The organism is Streptomyces sp. NPDC031100, from assembly GCF_055570785.1.
Map to the genome: position 1 here is coordinate 34226 of NZ_JBVIGN010000006.1, position 24739 is coordinate 58964.

The following is a 24739-nucleotide window of genomic DNA, read 5'->3' on the forward strand; positions in this document are numbered from 1 at the left end:
CTGAAGGTGGGGGCTTCTCGCTATGCCGGGTTGGCGTCGCGACGGACCAGCCCGGCCCGTAGAACGTTCAGAGCGCCCACCGTGTCCGCGTGCGCGTTGTGGCCGCACGAGACGCAGTGGAACTTCTCCTGGGTGGGCCGGTTCTCCGCTGAGACATGCCCGCAGTGGGGGCAGGTCCGGGAGGTGTTGCGGGGGTCCACGGTGATCACTTCCCGTCCGGCGCTTTCAGCCTTGGCGTGCAGGATCGTCAGGAACACCCCCCATCCGGCATCCGAGATCGAGCGGTTGAGCCCGGCCTTCGCTGCGGCCCCGTTGGGCAGGAACCTGCCCGGCTGGGCCGGGTCAGGCTTGGGTGCGGGGGCCTTGACCATCTTGCGGATCTTGAGGTCTTCGTGCGCGATGACATCGTGTTCGCGGACGAGGTCAAGCGCGGTCTTGTGGGCGTGGTCCAGGCGCTGACGCCGGACCTTGCGGTGCAGGTCGGCAACACGCTGGACGGCCCGCTGGTGGTTGGCGGTGCGCTTGTCGCGGCGGGCGCGAGGGAACCGGGCGAGGGCGCGCTGTGCGGCTTCGAGGTTCGCTGCGGCCTTGCGCCCATGCCGGGGGTTGGGCACGAACTCACCGTTGGAGTCGGCGAGGAAGTTGGCTATGCCCATGTCGATGCCGACCACGGAGCCGGTTGCCGGAAGCGGATCGGGCTGCGTCTGTTCGGCGGTCAGGATCACGTACCAGCGCTTGCCTTCACGCTTGACGCTGACGGTCTTGACCTTGCCGACCACGGGCCGGTGCTGGTTGACCTTGATGTGTCCGACGCCTTGCAGCCGGACGCGGGTGACGGGATCGTGCGGGGTGGAGTCCCAGCGGCAGCCGTCCCCGTCCTTCGGGACGTCGACCGTGTCGAACCAGTTCACGCCCCGGAAGCGGGGGTAGCCGGGCTTGTCTCCGGCCTTCACGCGCCGAAAGAACGCGGCGAATGCCTTGTCGAGGCGGCGCAAGGTGGCCTGCTGGCTGGAGAACGACCAACGCCCTTGGCGCTCCGGATCGAATGCCCGAATCTCCTTGAGCTGCGCGGACTGCTGCCCATACTTGATGCTCGTCTTGGAGACGTGCCGTTAGGCGTCACGCCGTTCCTGTAACGCCCCGTTGTAGAGCGAGCAGTGATCACGCAGCATCTCGCCGAGCGCTGCCGCCTGCCCCACGGTGGGTCGCATGAGGAACTTGTACGCACGAATCATCCGGCCCACCTCCCTTTCACAGCAACGAAGTTGAGAAGACGATATCAAGAAAGTGCAGGTCAGAATACGTGAGCGCAGAGAACTCCGGCGTTGCGCGCCTCCGGCCCGAGGATGCGTTTCCCTCCCCGGCTGAAGCCGGGGATACCCACGCAAGATCAGGGATGGATCGCCGACAGCGAGAACGTTGTCCTGCTGCACGAGCCGGGCCGCTACCCCGTCGCCTACTTCCCCCGGCAGGACGTGGACGAGCAGGCGCTGGTGGCGAGCGGCAAGGTCAGCCGGCGCAAGGACCTCGGCGAGACGGCCTGGTACGCGGTGCGCGCCGGCGGCAGCACCGCCGAGCGCGCCGCCTGGGAATTCACCTCGCTGCCGGGGCATGCCGCAGCACTCCAGGGCCGTGTCGCCTTCGCGTGGCGCGCGATGGACGCCTTCTACGAGGAGGGCGAACGCATCCTCGGACACGCCGCCGACGCCTACCACCGCATCGACATCCGCACCACCTCGCGCCGCCTGGAAGTCCGCCTCGGTGACACGGTGATCGCCCGGTCCGAACACCCCGTCGTGCTCTACGAGTCCGGGTTCGCCCCCCGCTGGTACGTCCCGCGCGGCAACATCGACGAGACGCGGCTGCACCCCGTCGACGGACAGACGTTCTGCCCCTACAAGGGTCTGTGCGACTACTACGACATCGGCGATGTGCGCCGCGCGGCGTGGTCGTACCGCGGCGCCTACCGGGAGGTCGACCGCATCGGCGGCCTCGTGTCGTTCGAACCCGACCAGGTCGGGGTTCACCTCGACGGCAAGTGCCTGCACCCCGAACCGGGGCAGAAGGTCATCGCCCACGGCATCGACCGCGGCCTGGACGCCGAGGACGTCAGGGCGCAGTGACGGGTCACCCCCTTACAGTGAGGAGCGAGATCGAGAGTGCGCCCTGGAGTACATGAACGGAGTGCATGTATGCGCAGTGGCATGTTTGAGACCGATGGCGCCGAGCTGTACTACGAGGTGCGCGGCAGCGGACCGGCCCTGCTGCTCATCAGCGGGGCCGGCGGCGATGCCGGGTACTACTCCGCGATCGCTGACGAGCTGGCCAGCGCGTTCACGGTGATCAGCTACGACCGGCGGGGCAACTCCCGCAGCACCGGGCGCGACGGCCGGCCCATGGACCTGGCGCGGCAGGCTGCCGACGCCCGGGAACTGCTCGAAGGGCCGGCCGGCGGCCGCGGGCTGGTGTTCGGCAACAGCGGGGGCGCGATCATCGGGCTCACGCTGGCCGCGTCGCATCCCGAGGCCGTGTCTGATCGCCCACGAGCCGCCGGCGGTCGACGTCCTGCCCGAGGGTGACCCGGCGCGCGGCTTCTTCCCGGAGCTGGCCGCGCGGTACGCGGAAGGCGGCGGCCCGGCGGCCGGCCTCCGATTCGCGCAGACGGTGCGCGGTGAGGGCACGTACCGCTGGCCCGACGATCTGTGGCAGCGCTTCCTGGGCAATCAGGACCACCTTTTCGCGTCCGAGTGGCCGGGCTTCGCGGCGTTCCGGCCCGACGAGGCCGCCCTCGAGGCGGCGCCCTTCCCGATCGTGCTGGGGGCCGGCGCGGAAGACCGGGGCACCTACTACGCCCGGCCCTCGATCGAGATCGCCCGTCGGATCGGGGCACCCTGGGCCGAATTCCCAGGCATTCACATGGAGTTCCTGCGCAACCCGGCCGCGTTCGCCGCGACGCTGCGGGCGCTGGCGACCCAGATGCTCACCGGCGGCGGCCGGGTGCCCGAGCTGTGGGAGGGTTCTGCCCAGGCCTGCTAGGCGCGCCACCACCGTGTGCCGTGGATCGCGCGGTGATTCACTCCGTGGGCATCGAGTCCGACAGCCCCAACGCGGCGGAGACCTGGCGCCAGACGGCGGTGAGGGCGCTGTCCAGAGTGACCGTCGGATCGCGCAGCATGAGGCGGATGCCGTAGCCGTCGCTGAGGGACAGGACGAGCGTGCTGAGGTCGTCCACGTCGGTCGGTGTGAACTCGCCGGAGGCGATGCCACGCCGTACGGCGCCGGCCACCCAGGCGTGCAGCTGCCCGTACAGGTCCACGGCGAAGGCGCGGGTCGTCTCGTCGCGCAGGGCCCGGGCCCACAGTTCCTGCCACAGCCGCCAGTCCTGCTGCAGTTCGGGATCGGTGGGCAGCAGGCTGCGCAGGATGCGGGCCAGGATGACCGCCGCCGGCGCGGTCTCGGCATCGCGTTCGAGGTCGACGGCGGTGTTGGCGAAGGAGTGGGTCATCGCCTCGGTGAAGAGCTTCTCGCGCGTGTCGAAGTGGTAGTGCAGCAGCGCCGTGGACACACCGGCCCGCTCCGCGACCATGCGCATGCGGATCTTCTCGAAGCCGATCTCGGCGATGACCTCGCACGCCGCGGTCAGGATGCGCTCGCGTGTGTCTGCCGTGCGCACCTTCGTGGACACGCTGCGGCTCCCCTCGCTCGGTGGTCGTACGCCATGAACATTTTCCCTCACTTTTCCCTCACTGCGGCCTCGCCGGTGCCGCCGCCTCACGCTGTGGCTGTTCGTCGTACACGTGGAAGCCCCGGCCGGACTTCCGTCCGAGCAGGCCGGCCTCCACCATCCGGGACAGCAGGGGTGGCGGCGAGTACTGCGGTTCACGGAACTCGGCGTAGAGCGATTCGGCTATGGCGCGGGTGGTGTCCAGGCCGATCAGGTCCGTCAGGGCCAGCGGGCCGAGCGGGTGTGCGCAGCCGAGGACCATCCCGCGGTCGATGTCCTCGGCCGTCGCGCTGCCCGACTCCACCATGCGGACGGCGGCCAGGAGATACGGGACCAGCAGGGCGTTGACGATGAATCCGGCCTTGTCCCGGGTCCGGACGACCTCCTTGCCGAGGGCGCCGGTCACGAAGGTCTCCGCCCGTGCCGTGGTGGCGGGCGAGGTCAGCAGCGAGGGCACGAGTTCCACGAGCCGCAGGACCGGGACGGGGTTGAAGAAGTGCACGCCGACGACCCGATCGGGGCGGGTGGTCGCGGTGGCGAGCCGGATGACCGGGATGGAGGAGGTGTTGGTCGCGAGGATGGTCCGGTCGCCGGTGATCACGGAGTCGAGGCGGGCGAAGACGTCGCGTTTGAGTGCCTCGTCCTCCGGTACCGCCTCGATGACCAGGTCGTGGTCGTGCAGGGCCTCGAGCTGGTCCACGACGGTGATCACGGCCGCGGCGGCCGCGCGCCGCTCGGCACTGAGCCTGCCGTGTGCGACGGCCCGGTCGAGCGAGCGGGTGATGCGCCGCAGGCCCGCACGGGCCGCCTCTGCGTCGCGTTCCACGATCGTCACCGGTACGCCGGCGCGAGCGCAGACCTCGGCTATGCCGGCGCCCATCAGGCCACCGCCGATTACCCCCACTCGCTCGATGTCGGTCATCCGTCTTCCTCTCCGGTCTGTGGCGATGTGGGGGGTCAGGCGACGGGCAGGTCCAGGACCCCCGTGCCCCGCTTGATCAGCTCGCCTGCGATGATCAGCCGCTGGATCTCGGAGGTGCCCTCCCAGATCCGGTCCACGCGCAGCTCGCGGTAGAGCCGCTCGACGGCGTACGCACGGTCGTAGCCGCGCCCGCCGTGGATCTGCAGGCAGCGGTCGATCACCCGGCCCGAGGCCTCGCTCGCCGAGAGCTTGGCGATGGCGGCCTTGGCGTGCAGCCTCTTGCGGTCCTCGGCCGAGGCCTGGTCGGTCTCCCACGCCACCTGGTGGGTGTAGGCCCGGTTGACCGCGATGTCGACGGCGCAGTCGGCGAGCATGCCCTGGATCAGCTGGTACGACGCGATCGGGGCACCGAACTGCTCCCGCTCCACCGCCCAGTCACGGGCCAGCTCCAGCGCACGTTCCGCCGCGCCGGTGGTGCGGGCCGCGATCATCAGGCGCTCCTCGGTGAACCAGGAGCGGGTGATGTCGTATCCCTCGCCGATGCCGCCGAGTACCGCGTCGTCGCTGACCTGGACGTCGGTGAAGGTGAACTCGGGGTGCTCGTAGACGAAGGTGTGCATGAAGCGCGGCACCCGCGTCATCTCGATGCCCGGGGTGTCCTTGTCCACGAGGAACAGCGTGGGCGCGCGGTCCGGGCCGGCCGCGGCGAGCACGATCATGAAGTCGGCGTGGTCGCCGACGGTCACGAACCACTTCTCGCCGTTCAGCACCCATCCCCGGTCGTTCCTGGTCGCGGTGGTGGCCAGGTTCTGCGGGTCCGAGCCCGCACCCGGCTCGGTGACGGCGTAGCAGTCGCGGCGCTCGCCCCTGATGACCGGGACGAGGAAGCGCTCGCGCTGCTCGGGGGTGCAGAAGCGGAGCGCGTTGGCGGGGCGCCACACCATGTCCCACAGGGCGCCGGTGAGCCTGCCCAGTTCCTCCTGGACGGTGACCTGCTCGGCGATGGTCAGTCCGGCGCCGCCCCATTCGGCCGGCATGTTGACGGCTTGGAGCCCCGCGTCCAGGACCGCGTCGCGGATCTTGGTGTGGGCGCTCGCGGGCAGGCCGTTCTCTTCCTCGCACTGGATCTCGTAGGCGGCGATGACGTCGGTGAGGGCGCGCGCGTCGGCCTTGAGCTGCACCTGGCGCGGGGTGAGGCGGAAGTCCATGGAAGTCCTCGCTGTGCGGTGATCGGGGTGGGCGGGCGGGTTCAGTGCGTGGGCAGGGCCAGGGCGCGGGTGCCGCGCTTGATGAGTTCATTGGCGATGATCAGCCGCTGGATCTCGGAGGTGCCCTCCCAGATCCGGTCCACGCGCAGCTCGCGGTACATGCGCTCCACGGGATAGGTGCGGTCGTAGCCGCGGCCGCCGAAGATCTGCAGACAGCGGTCGGCGACCCGGCCGGCGGCCTCGCTGGCGGCGAGCTTGGCGGTGGAGGCCTTGGCGTGCAGCGTCTTGCGGTCGGTGCCCGGCTGGTCGGCCTCCCAGGCAACCTGGTGGGTGTAGGCCCGGTTGACCGCGATGTCGACGGCGCAGTCGGCGAGCATGCCCTGGATCAGCTGGTACGAGGCGATCGGGGCACCGAACTGCTCGCGCTCCACGGCCCAGTCGCGGGCGAGTTGCAGGGCGCGCTCGGCCGCGCCGACCGTGCGGGCCGCGATCATCAGGCGTTCGTCGGTGAACCATTCCTTGGTCAGCTCGTAGCCGTTGCCGACGCCGCCGAGCACGTCCTCGTCGGCCACGAAGACGTTGGTGAAGGTGAACTCGGGGTGCCCGTTGACAGCGGAGTGCATGAAGCGCGGCAGCCGGGTCATCTCGACGCCGGGCGCGGCCTTGTCCACGAAGAACAGCGTGGGCAGCAGGTCGGGGCCGGCGTCCGCCTGCACCAGCAGGAAGTCGGCGATGTCGCCGCAAGTGACGAACCACTTCTCGCCGTTGAGCAGCCAGCCGCCCTCGGTGCGGGTGGCCGTGGAGGTGCCGGAGGAGGGGTCCGAGCCCGCGCCCGGTTCGGTGACGGCGAACGCGTCGAACCTCTCCCCGCGGATCACGGGCATCAGGTACTTCTCGCGTTGCCGCTCGTCGCCGTGGGCGAGGACGTTGGCGGGCCGCCAGGGGATGTCCCAGAGGCAGTTGGTGACCTTGCCGAACTCCTCCTCCACGATGACCTGGTCGAGGAGGCTGAGGCCGGCTCCGCCCCACTCGGCGGGCATGTTGATGGCGTAGACACCGGCGTCCATGGCGGCCCGGGTCAGTTCGGTGACGAGTTGCTGCGGCAGGGGGCCGCCGGCCTGCTCGGACTGGTCCTCGTATCGCATGAGCAGGCGTGCGTAGTCGGCGGCGCGGCGCTTGAGGCCGGCCTGCTCGGGGGTGTAGCGCATGTCCATGGGGCCTCTTCGGTGGTGTCGCAAAGGGGTGGGTCAGGCGAGTACGGCGCGGGAGTCGAGGGCGAGGACTCCGTGGGGGCTCACGAGCAGGGGGTTGACCTCGATCTCGGCGATCTCCGGGTGGGCGGTGGCGAATGCCGTGATCGTCTCCACGGCCGCCGCGGCTGCGGTGATGTCCACGGCGGGCCTTCCGCGCACCCCGTCGAGCAGGGAGGCGGCGCGCAGGCCGCGCAGCAGCCGCAGGGCACGGTGGGCGGGTACCGGGGCGAGGGCGAAGGCGGTGTCGCGCAGTGCCTCGGCCAGCACTCCGCCCAGCCCCACCATGGCGACCGGGCCGAAGCGCGGGTCACGGTTGACGCCGACGATCAGTTCGATGCCGTCGGTCAGGTCCGCCATGGCCTCGACGGAGTAGGAGGGGGCGCCGAGCCGGGCGTGCATCTCCCGGAAGGCGGCGAGCAGTTCGCCGGGGCCGGCCAGGCCCAGTGCCACACCGCCCGCGTCGGACTTGTGCAGCAGATGGAGGGCTTTGAGAACGTAGGGTCCGGTGAACTCCTCGGCGGCGGCCAGCAGTTCGGCCTCGTCGTGGATCTCGCGCGCGGCGGGGAAGGCGAGTCCGGCTTCTTGGAGGGCTCTGCGGGTCTCCAGGTAGCCGCTCTCGCGCAGCGGGGACGCGGGCGCGGGCAGCGGGGGGACGCCTGCGCGCTGTGCGCCGGGGGCCGTCGCCGCGAGGGCGCGGGCGGCGTCCTCGGTGGCGGCGAAGACCGGGATGCCGGCCGCGGCGAGGGTTCGGCAGCTCGGCGACTCGGGGTACATGGACTGCACCACGATCGGTTTCGCGGTGGCGCGGTGCCGGGCGGCGATGAGGCGCGCTGCCTCCTGTTCTCCGTCCGCGAGCACCGTGCCGCCCCCGCCGAGCCCGCCGTCGGCGGCCGCGTAGCCGCCGAAATAGCCGGTCATCAGGACGGCCTCGACCTCCTCGGCGGCGAGCAGCGCGTCGACGGTCTCCGCGTACGAGCCGGGGTTCTGCTCCCCCATCCCGGCGAGGTCCACCGGGTTGGCGACGGCCGACTGGTCCCACAGGGCGTCCCGCAGGTGCTGCCGCGTCGGTTCCCGGAGTTCGGGCACGGTCAGGCCGGCCGCCTCGACGGCGTCGGCGGCGACGACGCCGTGGCCGCCGCCGTCGGTGAGGACGGCGACCCGGCGACCGGCCGCCCGGTGTGTGCCGTTCAACGCGGCCACCACGACGGTGAGTTCGCGGGGGGTGGCGACCAGCTCCACACCGGCGTCACGGCAGGCCGCGGTCACCACGTCGGCCGAGGTGGTCAGCGCGCCGGTGTGCGACTGGGCGCTGCGCGCGGAGGCGTCGCCGCGTCCGGCGGTGAGCAGCACCACGGGCTTCCCGGCGTCGGCGGCGGCCTCGGCGAAGGCGCGTCCGTCGGCGAAGTCCTCCGCGTAGACCGCGATGGCCCGGGTGCCCTCGTGCCGGGCGCAGTCGGCGAGCAGGTCGACGAGGGTGACGTCGGCCTGGTTGCCGAGCGAGACGAAGCGGGAGAAGCCGAGGCCGTGCGGGCGGAAGCGGAGCTGTAGTTCGAGGGCGAGGTTGCCGCTCTGGCTGAGGAGCGCGACGCCGCCGGGGGTGAAGGTGTCGGAGGCGAGGAAGAGGTCGGTGGTGTTGTCGGCGATCCCCAGGCAGTTGGGCCCGACCATCACGGCGCCGGCGGCACGGACGCGTTCGGCGACGGCCTGCTGGCGGGTCCGCCCGGCGTCGCCGGTCTCCGCGAAGCCGGCGGTGATCGCGACGATCGCCCGGGCCCCGCACCGCAGGGCCTCGTCGACGGCGTCCTCGAAGCCTGCGGCGGGCACGGAGACCACCGCCAGGTCGACGGGCTCCCCGATCGCGCTCAGGCTGGGGGCGGCGATGCGGCCGAGCACCGTGCCGCCGCGCCGGTTGACCAGGTGGACAGGGCGGCGGCCGTTCGCGCGGAGGGCCTGCGCGGCGATGGCGTGGCCGTACTTGGCGGGGTCGTCGCTGGCTCCGACCACGGCGACGGAGACGGGGTCGAAGAGGGCCGACAGGTCTCGTCCCATGTCACTTCACCAGCCGCAGCGCGGAGTTGGGGCAGGCGGCGACAGCGGCCGCGGCGGCGTCCTCGCCACCGGCGGGGACCTCGTTCTCCCGCACGTGCGCATAGCCCCACTCGTCGAGGTCGACCAGCTCGGGAGCGGGTTCCTGGCAGAGGCCGTAGCCCTGGCAGCGGGTGGAGTCCAGCAGGAGTTTCATGGTGCGGTCCTTTCGGTGCGCCGGGTGCGGGCGGATGGGTGGGATGCGGGTCAGGGCACCGGCACCCTGAATCGGCGTCCGTCCTCGGGTGCCGGCTCTGCGCACGCGAGGCAGGCGGAGCGGCGGTGGGCGTCGACGCGGTCGGGGAAGTGGGCGAGGAGGGTGGCGACGATGCGGGCGGCGGCATCGAGCAGGCCGCAGGCCCCGCGCCCGGGCAGTTGCCGTGACCAGCGGTGCAGCTGGTCGGTCGGGTCGCGGTGCGCGGCGCCGCGTGCGACGGCCGTGAGGGTTCCGGCCAGCGCCCCGGTGCCCCTGACACACACCCCGCACTGGCGGGCGCTCTGCGCCGCGAGATAGGCGGCAGCCTCGCCGGCCACGGCGACCGGGCAGTCCTCCGGGTGCAGGAAGTGCAGCGCCCCGCAGCCGAGGGCTCCGCCCGCCGCGTTCAGGTGGTCATGGTCGAGCGGCAGGTCCGTCCAGCCCGCGCCGTACAGGCCGCCGAACAGGCCGCCCATGAGCACCGCCTCGGCCCGGCCGTGGCCGCACAGGTCGGCGAGGACCTTCAGATGCGTGCCGACGGGCACCTCGACGAGTGCGGCCGTCCGACCGGCACCCGAGAGGGTCAGCAGGTGGGTGCCGGCGACGGCGTCCGCGGCCGCGGGACGCGAGTGCGTCAGTGCGACACGGGCCAGCGTCTCCACGTTGGCGACGAGGGTGGGCGCGCCCCCGACACCCCTCTCGAAGGGGCGTGGGGGTTTCGCCGTCGGCAGGGCCGGACCGCCGTCGATGCGTCGTACGGCCGCGGTCTCCTCCCCCGCGACGTACGTGTGCTCCGTCCGTACGACGTCGACGCGCAGCTCGGGGGGATGCTCGTCGAGCGCCTGTCGTACGGCTCGCTCGGCGCCGGCGTCGGACAGGTACACGCAGCCGCGTTCGGCTCCTGTCATGGCCGCTGCCAGCCGGAGACCGTCCAGGACGACGTGCGGTCGGTGCCGCAGCAGCCAGCGGTCCTTCACCGAACCGGGCTCGCCCTCCTCGCCGTTGGCGACGACGACGGGGATGCCCGGTGCGTCGCGGACGGCACGGAGCTTGACGGCGGCGGGGAAGCCGGCGCCGCCGCGGCCGCGCAGCCCCGCGGCGGCGATCCGGTCCAGCAACCGGTCGGGAGCGGGCAGCGGCGCGTAACCGCCTGCGGCCAGGTATCGGGCGAGATCCTCGCTGCCACCGGACAGCCAGGCCCCGGACAGCAGCGGGACGAGAAGGCCGGGCCGTCCTTCGGGGAGGAGGGAGATGACGCCGGTCATACGGTGCTCCTGGGCTCGGAGTGGCCGGTGTGACTGGAGTGGCTGGTGACGGGACGGGTTCTCAGCCGCGCCAGTGCCTGCTGCAGGTCCCGCCGCTGCGCGGCCGTGCGCGCGTAGCCCGCCCCGGGCAGGCCGATCAGCATGCGGTGGTGATCGAGGACGACCTCGCCGGCCACCAGCGCCGCCTGCGGATCGGCGGTCGCGGAGCCCGCCGCGGCCTCGACGACCAGGTCGGTGACCTCGCCGAGGTAGCGCAGCCAGCCGCGTTGCGTGCCGCGCAGCACCAGCCGCTCGACGCGGTGCCGCTCGGCGGCGACGAGGGCCGCGGGCGGGCGGCCGTCCGCCGGGGTCCGCAGGGCGGCCACCGCTGCGGGCAGTTCCTGTTCGGGCTCCGGCGTGAGGCCGAGCCATACGAGACTTCGGCGAGCGCTCATGCGTGCCTCCGGGGTCGCACCGTCTCCGGGTGGTCCGGAGGCGGGTGGCGCGGCGTTGGCGTGGACGGGGCTGCTCCGGCGCCGTGACGAGAGGGGCGGGGAGCGGTGCGGGTGCCCGGCCGGGGCCGGGCACGGACGTGGGCGGAGCGTGTCCGGGCCGATGCGGACGCATGGCCGGACCGGTCGAGGTGCCCGGCGGGAGCCGGGTCCCGCCCGGGGACCGGGGCGTAGGGATCCGGACGCCCGGTGTGGCGGACGGTGGTCCGCGGGCTTGCGGAATGCGCCTGGGCGGCCGTCTGCGGCCCGGGCCATCCGCCTGCCTCGACACTAACTAACTAATTAGTCAGCCCACAAGTCTTGACTTGAACCCGCCGCAGTCGCACTCTGACTAACCAATTAGTCAGCCGGATTCCGGCAGGTCCGCAGGCCGCACCTGCCGTTCCGATCCGGGCACAGCCTCACCGCCGATCGCCGCCGCCGCGGCGCGGAGGAGGACTCCATGCACCCCTCGACCACCCGGGCAGCCGTCGTCTCCCCTGCCCCGCCGGGGACGCCCCCCGAGCATCCCGGGGAAGCGCTGCCCGCGCGCTACTACACCGATCCGGCCATCGCCGAGGCCGAGACCGAGCGCATCTTCGCCAAGTCCTGGCAGCTCGTCTGCCATGAATCCGATCTCCCCGGACCCGGCGCCCGCCTGGCCGCGACCGCCGCCGGCCGGGAGGTGCTGGTCGTCCGCACCGAGGACGGCGGCCTCGCCGCCCACCTCAACGTCTGCCGGCACCGCGGAACCCGCCTGGTCACGACCCCCGAGCCGGCCGGCAAGGCGATCCGCTGCCCGTACCACGGATGGACCTACAAGCTCGACGGACGCCTCGTCGGCGCTCCCGAGGCGCGCCGGATCCCCTGCCTGGACAAGCCCCGGCTCGGACTCCACCCCGTCAACGTGGAGTCCTTCCTCGGCTTCGTCTTCGTCAACCTCGACCTGGAGGCGACGCCGCTCGCGGAGAGCTGCGCCGGGCTCGCCGAGGCCGTCGGCCGCTACGCCGACCCCGGCCTGGTACCCGTCGGCCGGCACCGCATCCACGACCTGGCGGGCGGCGAGGAACAGAACGCCAACTGGAAGGTGATCGTCGACAACTATCTGGAGGGCTACCACGTCCCCGTGGCGCACCCCGCGCTGATGCGGCTGCTGGACTACCAGGCGTACACGGTGGACGTCCGGGAGAACTACGTCCTCTTCGAGTCCCCGCTGCGCGACAAGCCCTCCTCGAACTGGACCGAGCGCCTCTACCAGCGGCTGGCCACCCCGATGCCGGGACTGACCGAGGCCGACCGGCGCGTGTGGCGCTACGCCGTGATCTATCCGAACACGCTCATCGACTTCTACCCTGACCACGTGCTCGCGTGGACCGCCCTGCCCACCGCCCAGGACCGGGCGGCGATTCCCGGCGGTTTCTACACCCGGCACGGGGAGAGCGTCCGCACGAGGCTGGCCCGGCGGCTGAACATCCACATCGGCTGGGTCACCAACGACGAGGACGCCGAGCTGGTGGAGCGCGTGCAGGCCGGACTGTCGACGCCCGGGTTCGAGCCGGGCCCGCTCTCGCAGCGCGAGGCCGCCGTCGGCTGGTTCGCCCGCCGGGTCCGGGACGACCTGGAGGGGGACGCGCAGTGACGTCCTCGCGCGCGCCGCACTCCCTCCGCCTCGGGTCGGACTTACCCCTCCCCCGCTGACGCGACGTCGCACCCTCCCCAGACCGGTCTTCCCCACGGAGTCAGGGCCTCCGTCGAGCCGACCAGCCGGTCCCGCCCTGGAGTTGTGCCGTTCCTCGACGGAGAGGACGTTCCATGTCCCCCGACGTACCCCCACCGACCAGACGCACCGTGCTGCGGGCAGGCGCCTGCGGCCTGCTGGGCGCCGCGGTCGGCGGCTGCGGGTTCATGCCCGCGAAAACGCCCGACGCCCGGCAGCTCGCCCCGGTCCGGGCGCGCGTGGACTGCGATCTCGTCTACTTCAACTGGGCCGACTTCGTCGACCCGTCCGTGTTCAAGGGCTTCGAGAAGGAGTACGGCGTCAAGGTCGTCCAGTCGAACTTCGACTCGATGGAAGGCATGGTCGCCAAGCTCAACGCCGGCAACCGCTACGACATCATCTTCCCCAGCGCCAAGTGGGCCCAGCGCCTGGTGCGCGGCGGCCGGCTACGCCGTATAGACCACTCCCAGCTCACCAACGCGCCCGCTGTATTCGGCGCGCACACCTACTTCTCCGACCCCTGGTACGACCCCGGCTCCGCGCACACCGTCCCCTTCACCGCGTACAAGACCGGAATCGGCTGGCGCCGCGACCGGATCGGCGAACTGACCGGATCCTGGCGGGACTTGTGGAGCGACAAGGCCAAGGGCAGGGTCTTCCTGCTGGACGACCGCGACGAGGTCCTCGGCATGGCGGCCCTCGAACTCGGCCTGGGCGTCAGCACCGGGGACACCGGTGACCTCGACCGGATCACCTCCCTGCTGAGCACTCTGCGCCCGCGGCTGCGCGGCTTCTCCAGCGACAGCTACAACAACCTCCTCAACGGCAACGCGGTGATGACGCAGGCGTGGAGCGGCGACATGGCCGCGATGCTCAACCAGGCCAAGGACCCCTCCGTGTTCGGCTTCCAGGCTCCCAGAGAGGGCACGCCGATCAACTCCGACTGCTACGCGATTCCCTGGAACGCCCCGCACCCCGGCACCGCGATGCTGTTCATCGACTACATGCTGCGGCCGGAGAACGTGAAGAAGAACATCGAGTACATCGGTTACCCGATGCCGGTGGCGGGTTCCGAGAAGGTCTACGCAGAGCTGGTCAAGCCGTTCCCCGAGTGCCTCGTCACCGAGGACGAGCTGAAGGCGGACCTGTTCTTCCGCAACGGCGGCCGCGCGGCGGAGGACGCCCGCGACACCGCCTGGACCCATGTGAAGGCGGGCTGACCCTTGGCACTGCTCCGCCACTCCCCCGGCGCCCGCCGCCGGGACACCGACGGCACCCGCATCTGGACCTGGCTCATGCTGCCCGGCACCCTCTGGATGACCGGTTTCCTGATCGCCTCGCTGGTGCTCGTCGCCGTCCTCGCCGTCGGCACCACCGACGACCTCGGCAACCCGCGCTTCGGCTTCGACCTGTCCGCCGTGCGCGCCCTGGCCGACCCCGCCTACACCGAGGTCCTGGCCCGCTCCCTCGGCTACGCCCTGCTGACCTGCGCGATCTGCCTGCTGATCGCCTACCCGGTCGCGTACACCATCGCCCTGTACGGCGGGCGGTACAAACACGCGCTGATCGCCGCGATCGTGGTGCCGTTCTTCGCCAACTACCTGGTACGGATGTACGGCTGGTCGGTGGTCCTCTCCGACGACGGGCCCGTGTTGCGCGCCCTGCGCGCGGTGGGGCTGGCCGACGGCGGCACGAAGATCCTCAACACCGGCGCCGGCGTGGTCGCGGGACTCGTCTACGGCTTCGTCGTCTTCATGATCATCCCCCTGTACGCGGCCCTGGAGCGCCTGGACGTCTCCCTCATCGAGGCCGGCCGCGACCTCTACGGCGGCCCGATCCGCACCTTCCTCCACGTCACCCTGCCCGCGACCCGCCAGGGCGCGGCGGCCGGACTCGTGCTGGTCTTCCTGCCCGCCATGGGCGACTTCGTCAGCGCGCAGCTCATGGGAGGACCGGACCAGATCATGATCGGCAACCTCATCCAGGACAAGTTCTTCCAGGGCCAGAACTGGCCGCTGGGCTCCGCGCTCACCATGCTGCTGATGCTGGTCCTGCTGATCGGGATGCTCGGCTATCTGCGGCGCACCCGCAAGGACGAGGCGGAGGCCCGCCGATGACCCTGCTCCGCCTGCCCTCCGGCACGGCTCCGGCCCGTCCGGCCGCCCGGACCCGCTCGGGACGCGGACGCGCCGACCGCAAACCCCGCATACTCATCGCCGTCACCGCGCTCTTCTTCGCACTGCTCTACCTGCCGATCGCCGTCGTGGCCCTGTTCTCCTTCAACTCGAAGAAGTCCCTCACCGTCTTCGGCGGATTCAGCCTGCGCTGGTACCGCGCGTTCGTCCACGACGACGTCCTGGTCTCCTCGCTGGACACCAGCCTGCGGATCTCCCTGGTGGCGATGGCCGGTTCGGTCGTCCTCGGGGTGGCGCTCGCACTCGGCCTGGTCCGCTGCCGCACCCGGATCGGCTCGCTGGCCGGCCTCATCATGCTGGTGCCGCTGATCACGCCGGAGATCGTCACGGGCGTCGCGTCGATGCTGCTGTTCAAGGGCCTGGGCGTGGCCCTGTCCACCGGCACGGTGATGCTCGCCGAGATCACCTTCTCCATCTCGTACGTCACGGTCGTCCTCCGATCCCGGGTGGCCGCGCTGAACCCGGAGGTGGAGGAGGCGGCGATGGACCTCGGCGCCACCCGCTGGCAGGCGGTCCGGCTGGTGACCCTGCCGGCCCTGCTCCCCGCCGTCCTGGCCAGTGCCGTACTGATCTTCGCGCTGGTCTTCGACGACTTCGTCCTCGCCTACTTCACCACCGGCGTCGACCCCCAACCGCTGTCGGTGCGCATCTACTCGGCGATCCGCTTCGGGGTGCAGCCCACCATCAACGCGGTCGGCACGCTGATGCTCGCGGGATCCATCGCCCTGATCGCCCTGGCCCTGTTCATCCCGCGCCTCTTCGGCCGCCGTGGCGGCCTCGACATCCTCTCCGGAGAGTGACTCCATGGACGCGACCCCGGCCGTCCGGCTCGACGGCGTCTCCAAGCAGTTCGCCGGCTCCTACGCCGTCCACCGTCTCGACCTCGCCATCGAGGCCGGCCACTTCTTCTCCCTGCTGGGCCCCTCCGGCTGCGGCAAGACCACCTCGCTGCGCATGATCGGCGGATTCAGCGACCCCACCGAGGGCTCGGTGCTGCTCGCCGGTGAGGACGTGACCGCGTTGCCGCCGAACAGGCGCAACGTCAACACCGTCTTCCAGAGTTACGCCCTGTTCGACCACCTGAGCGTCGCCGACAACGTCGGTTTCGGCCTCAGGCGCAAGGGCGTCGCCAGGGCCGAGATCAGGCAGCGCGTCGGCGAGATGCTGGATCTGGTCCAGCTGGCCGGCCTCGCCGACCGCAGACCCCGCACCCTCTCCGGCGGCCAGCGCCAGCGCGTCGCCCTCGCCCGCGCCCTCGTCAACCGCCCGGCCGTCCTCCTCCTCGACGAGCCGCTGGCCGCCCTCGATCTGAAGCTGCGCCGCCAGATGCAGGTGGAGCTGAAGCAGATCCAGCGCGAGGTCGGCATCACCTTCGTCTTCGTCACCCACGACCAGGACGAGGCGCTCACCATGTCCGACCGGATCGCGGTGATGAACGAGGGGCGCATCGAGCAGTGCGGCACCCCCGAGGACATCTACGAACACCCCGCCAGCCGCTTCGTCGCCTCCTTCATGGGCACGTCCAACCTGATGAGCGGCACCTACCGGGGCGGCGAGGTCACCCTGGACCAGGGGCCCGCCCTGCCGGTCGGCGCCCGTACCGGCATCGCGGACGGCACCGCCGTCAGTGTGTCCGTGCGCCCCGAGAAGATCTGGCTCTCGGACTTCGAACCGGGAATGTCGATGCTGCGCGGTGTCATCCGCGAAACCGTCTACAGCGGTCCGACCACGACCTACCTGATCGAACTCGCCCCCGGCGTCACGCTGTCCGTCCTGGAGCAGAACACGGCCCGGGCCCGCATGGAGGACCGCTGGAGCGGCGGCGAGACGGTGGAGTTCGGCTGGCGCCCCGAACACTGCCTGGTCCTGGCCTGACCCCACTCCACGACGAAAGCGAAGCTCATGCACCACGACGTGATCGTGCTCGGCGCCGGTCTCGCCGGGCTCACCGCCGCCCGGGACCTGGCCGCCGCCGGCACCGACGTGCTCGTCCTGGAGGCCCGGGACCGCGTCGGCGGCCGGGTCGAGCAGACCCGGACACCCGACGGCCGTACCGTCCAGCTGGGCGGCGAGGTGGTCGGCCACGGGCACACCGCCTACCTCCGACTCGCCAGGGAACTCGGCCTGGAACTCGTCCCCAGCTATGTCGCCGAGCCCGGCCGGATCACCCGTGCCACACCCGAGGGCCGCTCGGCCGGCGATCCACCGCACTGGTTCGGCCCCGGTGACGCGCTGCTGCACGAGCGGCTGGGCGCCGAGTTCACCGCCCTCGCCGCCACCGTCGATCCGGGCGACCCCTGGTCGCATCCGGACGCTGCCGCCCTGGACCGGCTGTCCGTGGCCGACTGGCTGCGCTCCCGGCACGCCTCGCCGGCCGTGGTGCGTCTGTGGGACATCGGTCAACTCGCCCTGGCGGGCGGCTCGTACGAGCGGATCTCGCTGCTGGCGGCGCTGCGCAAGAGCGCGGCGGTCCCCGGTTCGGGCGGGGGCGACTACGACTACGACGACTGGGAGGGGCTACGGCCGGCGGAAGGATCGGCGACGCTCGCCGAGATCCTCGGCCGCGAGCTGGGCCCCCGGATCCGGCTCGGCTCGCCGGTCGCCGCACTGGACATACGCCCCGGCCACTGCACCGTCCGCCTCGTCACCGGCGAAGTCCTCACCGCCGCCGCCGTGGTGAGCGCCCTGCCCGTGGGACCGCTGCGGGATGTCGCCGTCACCGGCGTGAGTCCGGCCCGGCTCGCCTCTCTGCACCGGCAACGCCAGGCGGTCGCCGCGAAGTTCGCGGCCGTGTACGACCGTCCCTTCTGGCGGGACGACGATCTGAACGGCCTGTCCGAGGCCGAGGGTGTGCTGGGCAGCACCTGGCCGCAGAGCGAGGGCATGCTGTCGGCGCTGATCCCGCCCGAGCGCTACGGAGTCCTGCTCGGCACCCCGCCCCATCTGCGCACCCCCGAGCTGCTCGCCGAGATGGCCGCCCTGTTCGGCGACGAGGCACGTCGGCCGGCCGCCTGCCATCTGCGGCTGTGGGGCACCGATCCCTGGACCCAGGGCTACGTCACCCAGTGGCCGCCGGGCGAGGTCATGGCGGTCGGCCCGCTGCACGGCACCCACGAACCGCCGTTCTACGTCTGCGGCTCCGACCAGTGGGTCGCCGGATACATGGAGGGTGCCGTCCGCACCGGCCGCGCCGCCGCCGAGGAGGCGTTGCGCCGTGGCTGACGACGCACACCTCAACCACATCGGCGGAAGCGAGGTACCGGCCGCCTCCGGTGCCACTGTGCGGCTGATCGACCCGGCCACCGGGCAGCAGCACGGCACGGCTCCGCTCTCCGGCGCCGAGGACGTGGACGCGGCCTGCCGGGCGGCCGAGGAGGCGTTCCACGGCTGGTCGGTGACGACTCCGGCACAGCGGCAGGCCGCGCTGCTGCGCATCGCCGACGCCCTGGAGCGGGAGGCGGACGCGCTCGCGAGCGCCGAGGTGACCGACACGGGCAAGCCGCGTGCCCTGTTCCTGGCGGACGAACTGCCCGCGATCGTGGACGTCTTGCGGTACTTCGCCGGAGCCGCCCGGAACCTGCCGGGTGCTGCCGCGACCGAGTACACACCGGGGCGCACCTCCGTTGTGCGCCGTGAGCCGGTCGGTGTCTGCGCCCAGATCACCCCGTGGAACTACCCGCTGATGATGGCCGTCTGGAAGGTCGCCCCCGCGCTGGCCGCGGGCAACACCGTCGTCCTGAAGCCGTCCGACAGCACGCCCTCCTCCGCCGTGCTCCTCGCCCGGCTGGCCGCCGAGCACCTGCCGCCCGGCGTGCTCAACGTCGTGTGCGGCGACCGTGACACCGGTCGGTCCCTCGTCGCCCATCCCCGGGTACGGATGGTCGCCGTCACCGGCAGTGTCCGCGCCGGGCAGGAGATCGCCGCTGCGGCGTCCGCCGACCTCAAGCGGCTGCATCTCGAGCTCGGCGGCAATGCACCGGTCCTGGTCCACGAGGACGCCGATCTCACGGACGTGGTCGAGCAGTTGTCGTCGTTGGCCTTCTACAACGCCGGGCAGGACTGCACGGCCGCCACCAGGATCCTCGTCCACCGGCGGATCCACGACACCTTCCTGGACGCCTTCGCCGGCAGGGCGGCACAGCGCGTGCCCGGAGCACCCGACGACGAGCACGCCGACTTCGGCCCGCTGGCCAACGCGGGCCAACTTGCTTCTGTCTGCGGCCTGTTGGAGCGTCTGCCTGCTCATGCCGAGGTGGTCACGGGCGGCACGGCCCTCACCCGGCCCGGATACTTCCACCAGGCCACGGTGGTGGCCGGGGCCCGGCAGGGGGACGAGATCGTACGGAGCGAGGTGTTCGGCCCGGTCGTCACCGTCCAGGCCTTCACCGACGAGGCCGAGGCCTTCCGCATGGCGAACGCCGTTCCCCAGGGGCTCGCCGCGAGCGTCTGGACCCGCGACCACGACCGAGCCATGCGCGCGAGCCGGGCACTGCACACCGGCATCGTCTGGGTCAACACCCATGGCACGACAGTCTCGGAGATGCCGCACGGCGGAGTGCGTCACTCCGGCTACGGCAGCGACCTGTCCCTCACCGGCCTACTCGACTACACGCAGGTCAAGCACGTCATGTTGTGAGGGGACGGAGGGCTCGTCGCAGCGCCTCAGATCCCTACAGGAGGCATCAGGAGCACCACTGGAGTGTGGCTGGATCGGACATCTGACGGATGTTCGAATCTCGCCATACTCAGGGCTGGGCAATCCGCCCCGTTCCCGCCTTCGGAGGCCACTGATGTCCCAGACCAGTGTTCAGACCGCGGCCGTGCTCGAGGCCTGGCTGTCGGGTGCCGAGAGCGCCTTTGGCCAGCTCAACCCCGCCGGTCCGCTCTACGTCGGCGGCGCCGCCGCGGAGGCCGCGCTCACCGACCCGAGTGACTCCCTGTACGGCTTCTGTTCCAGCCCGAGCGGGTCGCGCGGCAGCTGGTGCTGTTGATCGGTCGCACCATGGGGGAACTGCGCGGCGCGCGCAGTTCCCCGCGCCGTCTCCGGGCGGCACCCGGCAGGCCCCGGCACGTGCGGCAGAACAGGGAGGGCGGAAGTTGAGCGGATCGGCGCCGGACAGCGGGGAGGAGACGGAGTGGTTCGCCCAGCCCGTACGAAACATCGCGCGACCCTGGGGGGAGGACCTGGCCCGGCGCCTGGCGGCCGTGTCCGCCCTGGGCCGGGACGAGCGGGATGTGCTGCTGGAGGCCGGCCACACCGCTCTGCACGCGTCATTGCACGCCAAGCTCTCCCGCCTGTTCCTCCTCGAACTGCACGCGCTGCGCCTGGCAGGGGGCGGCGATGCGGACATCGAGCGTGCGGCGGACACGAGAACATGGGCCGCGTTCGTCGAGCAGGCCGGTGAGGAGGGCTATCTCGACAAGCTGGCCGGCCGGTACCCGAACATCGGCCGACGGATCGCTTCGGTGGCGCGGATGTCGGTGGCGGCAACGGCCGGTTTCGCGGAACGGCTCGCCTCGGACCGGGACCTTCTGCGTCGGCTGCTCGGGGAAGCCGCAGGGCCGGTACGTGCCGTGACGTTCGGGGCGGGCGACAGTCACCGGGGCGGCCTGACGGTCAGCCGGGTCGACTTCGCCGGCGGAACCGTCATGTACAAGCCCCGGCCGTCGGAGACCGACGTGGCTCTGGGCGCACTGCTGGACGAGCTGTTCTCGGACCTCCCCGACGCCCCGGCGCCGGACGAACGGATCCGGGTGCCACGGACGGTGGCGCGTAAGGGGTACGGCTGGGCCGAGTTCGTCCGCCACCGGTACTGCGCGAACGACCTCGAACTCGCCTCGTTCTACCGGAACATGGGGCACTGGCTGGCCGTTCTCCGCTTCACCGGCGGCACCGACATGCACGCGGAGAACATGATCGCCGCCGGCCCGGTGCCGGTGATCGTGGACGCCGAGACGCTCTTCGACTCGCCCGCGCCCTTCCCGCCCAGCGGCCGGGGCGACGCGGTGGACGTGGCGGCGGCCGCCATCCGCCGTACGGTGCTGCGCACCGGGCTGCTGCCCGTGCGGGGCACCGGCTTCGCCCTCGGCGGAGTGGACATCTCCGGGGTCGGTGCGCTGCCGGGCCAGCAGCCGCTGATCCCGAGCCCGGTGATCGCGGACGGCGGCACCGCGGCGGCCCGCTTCCAGGTGAGCCTGGTGGCGATGCCCACCGCCGGCAACCACCCCAGCCCCACCCCGGTGCTGAGCGCGTACTGGGACCGGATCCTGGCCGGCTTCCGCGAGATGACCACGCACCTGCGCGGGCCGGGCGTGGACCCGTACCGGTTGCTGGGCCGCTTCGAAGGCGCGCAGGCACGGCGGATCCTGCGGCCGACGCAGGCGTACGTCGACATCGGCCGGATGCTGTGGCACCCGGCCTCGCTGCACGACGAGGCGGCGGCCGTCGAGCGGGCCCGGGACATCCTGCGGCGCAACGCCGAGGTGCTGCCCGGTGCGCCGACGGACCGCGCGGCCATCGACGGCGAGATCGCCGACCTTCTGGCCGGCGACGTGCCGATGTTCGCCTTCACGGTGGACGGGTCCGCCGTACGGAACACGGTCGAGGACTGGCGCACCGCGGACTTCGCGCTGGAGGAGTCGGTGATCCAGGACGCGCTGGTGGGCGCGTACCTGAACGAGCGATCGCTGCCGGCGCGGGTGCAGGCCCCCGCTCACGACCCGCACGCGCGTGACCGGGAGCGGCGCCGCCGGGAGCTGGCCGCGCAGATGGTGCGGCGGCTGTGCGACGGGGCGGTACACGGCGAGGACGGTACGGTCACCTGGATCAGCCCCGTCTTCACCCCCGCCGGGTGGTCGATCAGGGTGCTGCCCGCCGACCTCTACACCGGGCAGGGCGGGGTGGTCCTCACGCTCGCGGAGTACCAGGCCGAGGTGCGGGCCGGGCGGGCCGACGAGGTGCCCGGCGTCGCCGAGACGCTGGAGGGCGCGCTGCGCGTGCTGATCAGCACCGAGGACCGGACGCCGACGCCGTCACCGGGGGCGTTCAGCGGCGCCGCGTCGCAGGTGTGGACGTGGCTGGCGCTGCACCGGGTGGTCGGTGCGGGCTGGTTGCTGGAGCGGGCCGCCGAGCGGGCGGTGCTGCTGGAGGGCCGGCTGGTCGAGGACGACGTCGAGGTGGATCTCCTCAACGGGGCGGCCGGTGGAGTCGTCCCGCTGCTCGATCTGGCCCGGGCGACCGGGCAGGACCGCTGGCTGGCCGCCGCCGCGCACATCGGCCGCAGGCTGGCCGGGCTGGGTACGGTCGACGCGGATGGGGTCCGCTGGACGACCCGGCTCAACCCGGAGGGCATCGGCGGCTTCGCCCACGGCGCCACCGGCATCGGCTGGGCGCTGACCCGGCTCGCGCTCAGCGAGGCGGGTTCCGCGGCCGAACGGCGCGACTGGAACCGTCTCGCCGAGCGGGCCTTCGCCTTCCAGGAGACCTTGTGGCAGCCCGACCACGGCAACTGGCTCGATGTCCGGATCGGCGCCGAGGAGGACTTCTTCACCAGTTGGTGTCACGGCAGCGCCGGGATCGGGCTCGGCATGCTCGACCTGCACGAGCGCACCGGCGATCCGGCCCGCCTCGACATGGCCCGGCGCGCCGCACGTGCCTGCGCGGCCGAGGGCTTCGGCTGGAGCCACACGCTGTGCCACGGCGACCTCGGCCTCTGGCAGTTCCTCACGGCCATGAACGCCGGGGATGCCTCCGAGCAGGACGGGGAGATCCTCAGCAGCCTCGAGCAGCGCGGTCCGGTCGGCGGCCTGGCCCGTGAGGCGTTCTCCCCCAGCCTCATGTCGGGCCTCGCAGGAGTCGTCCACACCCTCCTGCGCATGCACCGCTCGGCCTCCCTGCCCGATCCTCTCGTACTCGACTGACCCCGGAAGCGGTCGGCTCGTCAGCCGTCGTAGGGCATGACCTGGAGGACCTTTCCCTGCGGGCTGGCCTGGAGGTAGCCGCTTTGGCTGTAGGAGTTGCTGAGGTAGACGGACATCCCGGCGGGGCTGTCGAAGGTGGAGTCCGGCAGATTCAGCAGCAGGTAGCGGGTGTTCGCATCATCGACGTTCAGCTTCCGCTCGGCTTCGGCCAGCAGGGACGGGACCTTGTCCCAGTGGAAGTCGTCCAGGCTGACCGCCGTCTTCCCGCTCCCCAGCGAGTTGCTGACGATGCCCTTCTGAACACCCTGGCCGGGGCGATAGATGTACGAGTCGTACTTCTTGTCATCGCCCTTCACCATCAGGTCGGCGGAGACGTATTCCGGATACACGGTGAGCGAGGCGAAGCGTGTGCGGCCGGTCGCCTGCTTGAACGACCTGATCGCGGTACGGATGCCGCCCGGAGTCAGCAGGTTCGTCCTGCCGGTGGGTGTCTTCGCGGGGGGCGTGACGTCCGTGGCGGCCGAGCCGCCGGCCGACGGCGTCCTGGCGGTGGAACGGCTGGGCCCGGGGGGCCCCGCCGTGTCCGAGCCCCCGTCCGGCAGCAGCGCCCACACGAGAACTCCGGCGAGCGCCACTCCTGCGACCGGCAGGCCGATCAGCGCCCGGCGCCGGCCACGGCCCGGCTGCACGGGGACGGTGAGGGACCCGGGACGTGCGTCCTGCGGCCCCGGGAACGTCGTCGGGGCGGGTGGTGTGCCGTACGGCCCTGTGGGCATCGAGGGTGCGGGGCCGAAGCCCGTGGGTACCGACGCAGGGCCGCCGGGAGACTGCGGCACGGAGGGATGCGGCAGCTGGTACGAGGTGGGCGTCTCGGCCTGACGGACGGCGGCGTCCAGCATCCGCTCCAGCTCCTGGGCGTCCGGCCGTGCCGCCGGGTCCCGGACGAGGACCCGAGTCAGGACCTCCTGCAGCGGTCCTGCCTTGACCGGCGGCGGGACCTCGTCGTTGAGGACGGCGGCAAGTGTCGCCAGGGTCGTGCCCCGGCGCAGCGGATGGTGGCCCTCCACCGCCGCGTAGAGCATCATCGCCAGCGACCACAGGTCGGAGGCGGGACCGCCGTCGTGGCCGGAGACGCGCTCCGGCGCCATGTAGTCGGGTGTGCCGATGACCGATCCCGTCGCCGTGAGCGAGGTCGCCTCACGGATCGCCGCGATGCCGAAGTCCGTCAGCACCGGCCGGCCGTCGGGACGCAGCAGGACGTTGGCCGGTTTCACGTCGCGGTGCTGGATCCCGGCCTCATGGGCTGCGCGCAGTGCGGCCAGCACCTCGCGTCCGATGCGTGCCGCTTCGCCCGGGTCCATCGGCCCGCGCGCGAGCCGATCGGCCAGGGAGCCGCCGGTGACCAGTTCCATCACGATCCAGGGGTAGCTGCCCTGGCCTCCGTCGACCACATGGTGGATGGTCACCACATTGGGATGAGTGACGCGGGCCAGCGCCTGCGCTTCCCGCAGGACCCGCTCCCGCAGCAACCGGGCGGCCTCCGGGTCGTACTCGGCGAGATCGGGATCCGGCGGCCGGACCTCCTTGACCGCCACACTCCGCTGCAGCACCAGGTCCCGCGCACGCCAGACCATGCCCATCCCACCACCGCCGAGCCGTGCTTCCAGCTCGAACCGCCCGTCGACAACCCGTCTATCGCCGTTGTCGGCACCCGCTCCACTCATGCGCGGGAGCTTAGTTGCCCCAGCCGCATGCCGTTGAACGGCCCCCGTTCGCGGGGGCTT

The 24739-nt window shown here is 71.9% G+C and carries 21 protein-coding genes and 1 pseudogene; 12 read left to right on the forward strand and 10 right to left on the reverse strand.

Annotated elements, in window-relative coordinates:
• Positions 1–20: 20 nt before the first annotated feature.
• Positions 21–1235 (reverse strand): annotated as a pseudogene (locus ACZ5DS_RS18300) (RNA-guided endonuclease InsQ/TnpB family protein).
• 111 nt (positions 1236–1346) lie between these two features.
• On the opposite strand from ACZ5DS_RS18300, the gene ACZ5DS_RS18305 reads away from it, so the two are divergent.
• The 3 genes from ACZ5DS_RS18305 (at position 1347) to ACZ5DS_RS18315 (ending at position 3036) form a co-directional block, all read left to right on the forward strand.
• Positions 1347–2123 carry a DUF427 domain-containing protein gene (locus ACZ5DS_RS18305; RefSeq protein ID WP_468239393.1) on the forward strand — a complete coding sequence of 259 codons (777 nt, stop codon included), beginning with the start codon at positions 1347–1349 and terminating at the stop codon, positions 2121–2123.
• 81 nt (positions 2124–2204) lie between these two features.
• Positions 2205–2579, forward strand: a complete 375-nt coding sequence (locus tag ACZ5DS_RS18310) for an alpha/beta fold hydrolase (protein ID WP_468239396.1) — start codon at positions 2205–2207, stop codon at positions 2577–2579.
• Between the two features lie 85 nt (positions 2580–2664).
• Complete coding sequence (locus tag ACZ5DS_RS18315; protein WP_468239399.1) at positions 2665–3036, forward strand: hypothetical protein; 372 nt, start codon at positions 2665–2667, stop codon at positions 3034–3036.
• A gap of 37 nt (positions 3037–3073) precedes the next feature.
• On the opposite strand, the gene ACZ5DS_RS18320 is transcribed toward ACZ5DS_RS18315, so the two are convergent.
• Genes ACZ5DS_RS18320 through ACZ5DS_RS18355 form a run of 8 tightly spaced genes read right to left on the reverse strand, consistent with a single transcriptional unit; the run spans position 3074 to position 11087 of the window.
• Positions 3074–3685: a TetR/AcrR family transcriptional regulator gene (locus ACZ5DS_RS18320; protein ID WP_468239402.1), complete on the reverse strand. Its 612-nt coding sequence runs from the start codon at positions 3683–3685 to the stop codon at positions 3074–3076.
• A gap of 58 nt (positions 3686–3743) precedes the next feature.
• The gene (locus tag ACZ5DS_RS18325) at positions 3744–4646 is read right to left on the reverse strand and encodes a 3-hydroxybutyryl-CoA dehydrogenase (protein WP_468239405.1); all 903 of its coding nucleotides are present in this window, start codon (positions 4644–4646) and stop codon (positions 3744–3746) included.
• Positions 4647–4681: 35 nt separating this feature from the next.
• Positions 4682–5854: an acyl-CoA dehydrogenase family protein gene (locus tag ACZ5DS_RS18330; protein ID WP_468239408.1), complete on the reverse strand. Its 1173-nt coding sequence runs from the start codon at positions 5852–5854 to the stop codon at positions 4682–4684.
• A gap of 41 nt (positions 5855–5895) precedes the next feature.
• Positions 5896–7068, reverse strand: coding sequence for an acyl-CoA dehydrogenase family protein (locus tag ACZ5DS_RS18335; RefSeq protein WP_468239411.1), 1173 nt, complete (start codon positions 7066–7068; stop codon positions 5896–5898).
• A gap of 33 nt (positions 7069–7101) precedes the next feature.
• Positions 7102–9156: an acetate--CoA ligase family protein gene (locus tag ACZ5DS_RS18340; protein ID WP_468239414.1), complete on the reverse strand. Its 2055-nt coding sequence runs from the start codon at positions 9154–9156 to the stop codon at positions 7102–7104.
• A gap of 1 nt (position 9157) precedes the next feature.
• Positions 9158–9349, reverse strand: a complete 192-nt coding sequence (locus ACZ5DS_RS18345; RefSeq protein WP_468239416.1) for a ferredoxin — start codon at positions 9347–9349, stop codon at positions 9158–9160.
• Between the two features lie 50 nt (positions 9350–9399).
• Positions 9400–10653, reverse strand: a complete 1254-nt coding sequence (locus ACZ5DS_RS18350; protein WP_468239419.1) for an NADH-ubiquinone oxidoreductase-F iron-sulfur binding region domain-containing protein — start codon at positions 10651–10653, stop codon at positions 9400–9402.
• The gene (locus tag ACZ5DS_RS18355; RefSeq protein WP_468239422.1) at positions 10650–11087 is read right to left on the reverse strand and encodes a hypothetical protein; all 438 of its coding nucleotides are present in this window, start codon (positions 11085–11087) and stop codon (positions 10650–10652) included. Before ACZ5DS_RS18355 ends, ACZ5DS_RS18350 begins: the two co-directional genes overlap by 4 nt.
• 499 nt (positions 11088–11586) lie before the next feature.
• Between ACZ5DS_RS18355 and ACZ5DS_RS18360 the strand changes: the two genes are divergently transcribed.
• The 9 genes from ACZ5DS_RS18360 (at position 11587) to ACZ5DS_RS18400 (ending at position 22955) form a co-directional block, all read left to right on the forward strand.
• Positions 11587–12762: an aromatic ring-hydroxylating oxygenase subunit alpha gene (locus tag ACZ5DS_RS18360; RefSeq protein ID WP_468239425.1), complete on the forward strand. Its 1176-nt coding sequence runs from the start codon at positions 11587–11589 to the stop codon at positions 12760–12762.
• 173 nt (positions 12763–12935) lie between these two features.
• Complete coding sequence (locus ACZ5DS_RS18365; RefSeq protein WP_468239428.1) at positions 12936–14060, forward strand: polyamine ABC transporter substrate-binding protein; 1125 nt, start codon at positions 12936–12938, stop codon at positions 14058–14060.
• A 3-nt stretch (positions 14061–14063) separates the two neighbouring features.
• Positions 14064–14957: an ABC transporter permease gene (locus tag ACZ5DS_RS18370; protein ID WP_468239431.1), complete on the forward strand. Its 894-nt coding sequence runs from the start codon at positions 14064–14066 to the stop codon at positions 14955–14957.
• A complete protein-coding gene (locus tag ACZ5DS_RS18375) occupies positions 14954–15835 on the forward strand; it encodes an ABC transporter permease (RefSeq protein WP_468239434.1) in 882 nt (293 codons plus the stop codon). The genes ACZ5DS_RS18370 and ACZ5DS_RS18375 overlap by 4 nt, the downstream gene beginning before the upstream one ends.
• Before the next feature lie 4 nt (positions 15836–15839).
• Positions 15840–16910, forward strand: coding sequence for an ABC transporter ATP-binding protein (locus ACZ5DS_RS18380; protein WP_468239436.1), 1071 nt, complete (start codon positions 15840–15842; stop codon positions 16908–16910).
• A 27-nt stretch (positions 16911–16937) separates the two neighbouring features.
• On the forward strand, positions 16938–18257 hold the full coding sequence (locus ACZ5DS_RS18385; RefSeq protein WP_468239439.1) for a flavin monoamine oxidase family protein: 1320 nt from the start codon (positions 16938–16940) through the stop codon (positions 18255–18257).
• Positions 18250–19671, forward strand: a complete 1422-nt coding sequence (locus ACZ5DS_RS18390) for an aminobutyraldehyde dehydrogenase (RefSeq protein ID WP_468239442.1) — start codon at positions 18250–18252, stop codon at positions 19669–19671. The genes ACZ5DS_RS18385 and ACZ5DS_RS18390 overlap by 8 nt, the downstream gene beginning before the upstream one ends.
• A gap of 154 nt (positions 19672–19825) precedes the next feature.
• On the forward strand, positions 19826–20026 hold the full coding sequence (locus tag ACZ5DS_RS18395; RefSeq protein ID WP_361239307.1) for a DUF6229 family protein: 201 nt from the start codon (positions 19826–19828) through the stop codon (positions 20024–20026).
• Between the two features lie 106 nt (positions 20027–20132).
• Entirely contained in the window at positions 20133–22955 is a 2823-nt protein-coding gene (locus ACZ5DS_RS18400) for a type 2 lanthipeptide synthetase LanM family protein (protein WP_468239445.1), read from the forward strand.
• Between the two features lie 20 nt (positions 22956–22975).
• On the opposite strand, the gene ACZ5DS_RS18405 is transcribed toward ACZ5DS_RS18400, so the two are convergent.
• Positions 22976–24679 (reverse strand): serine/threonine-protein kinase, encoded by a 1704-nt coding sequence (locus ACZ5DS_RS18405; RefSeq protein WP_468239446.1) that lies wholly within the window; start codon positions 24677–24679, stop codon positions 22976–22978.
• Between the last annotated feature and the right edge of the window lie 60 nt (positions 24680–24739).

Excerpts from the sequence above, each read along its gene's own strand:
- ACZ5DS_RS18335 (WP_468239411.1), bottom strand. The coding sequence starts at position 7,068 with ATGGACATGCGCTACACCCCCGAGCAGGCCGGCCTCAAGCGCCGCGCC.
- ACZ5DS_RS18365 (WP_468239428.1), top strand. The coding sequence starts at position 12,936 with ATGTCCCCCGACGTACCCCCACCGACCAGACGCACCGTGCTGCGGGCA.
- ACZ5DS_RS18395 (WP_361239307.1), top strand. The coding sequence starts at position 19,826 with ATGTCCCAGACCAGTGTTCAGACCGCGGCCGTGCTCGAGGCCTGGCTG.
- ACZ5DS_RS18375 (WP_468239434.1), top strand. The coding sequence starts at position 14,954 with ATGACCCTGCTCCGCCTGCCCTCCGGCACGGCTCCGGCCCGTCCGGCC.
- ACZ5DS_RS18380 (WP_468239436.1), top strand. The coding sequence starts at position 15,840 with ATGGACGCGACCCCGGCCGTCCGGCTCGACGGCGTCTCCAAGCAGTTC.
- ACZ5DS_RS18340 (WP_468239414.1), bottom strand. The coding sequence starts at position 9,156 with ATGGGACGAGACCTGTCGGCCCTCTTCGACCCCGTCTCCGTCGCCGTG.
- ACZ5DS_RS18355 (WP_468239422.1), bottom strand. The coding sequence starts at position 11,087 with ATGAGCGCTCGCCGAAGTCTCGTATGGCTCGGCCTCACGCCGGAGCCC.
- ACZ5DS_RS18330 (WP_468239408.1), bottom strand. The coding sequence starts at position 5,854 with ATGGACTTCCGCCTCACCCCGCGCCAGGTGCAGCTCAAGGCCGACGCG.
- ACZ5DS_RS18360 (WP_468239425.1), top strand. The coding sequence starts at position 11,587 with ATGCACCCCTCGACCACCCGGGCAGCCGTCGTCTCCCCTGCCCCGCCG.
- ACZ5DS_RS18405 (WP_468239446.1), bottom strand. The coding sequence starts at position 24,679 with ATGAGTGGAGCGGGTGCCGACAACGGCGATAGACGGGTTGTCGACGGG.
- ACZ5DS_RS18385 (WP_468239439.1), top strand. The coding sequence starts at position 16,938 with ATGCACCACGACGTGATCGTGCTCGGCGCCGGTCTCGCCGGGCTCACC.
- ACZ5DS_RS18310 (WP_468239396.1), top strand. The coding sequence starts at position 2,205 with ATGTTTGAGACCGATGGCGCCGAGCTGTACTACGAGGTGCGCGGCAGC.
- ACZ5DS_RS18345 (WP_468239416.1), bottom strand. The coding sequence starts at position 9,349 with ATGAAACTCCTGCTGGACTCCACCCGCTGCCAGGGCTACGGCCTCTGC.
- ACZ5DS_RS18325 (WP_468239405.1), bottom strand. The coding sequence starts at position 4,646 with ATGACCGACATCGAGCGAGTGGGGGTAATCGGCGGTGGCCTGATGGGC.
- ACZ5DS_RS18305 (WP_468239393.1), top strand. The coding sequence starts at position 1,347 with ATGCGTTTCCCTCCCCGGCTGAAGCCGGGGATACCCACGCAAGATCAG.
- ACZ5DS_RS18350 (WP_468239419.1), bottom strand. The coding sequence starts at position 10,653 with ATGACCGGCGTCATCTCCCTCCTCCCCGAAGGACGGCCCGGCCTTCTC.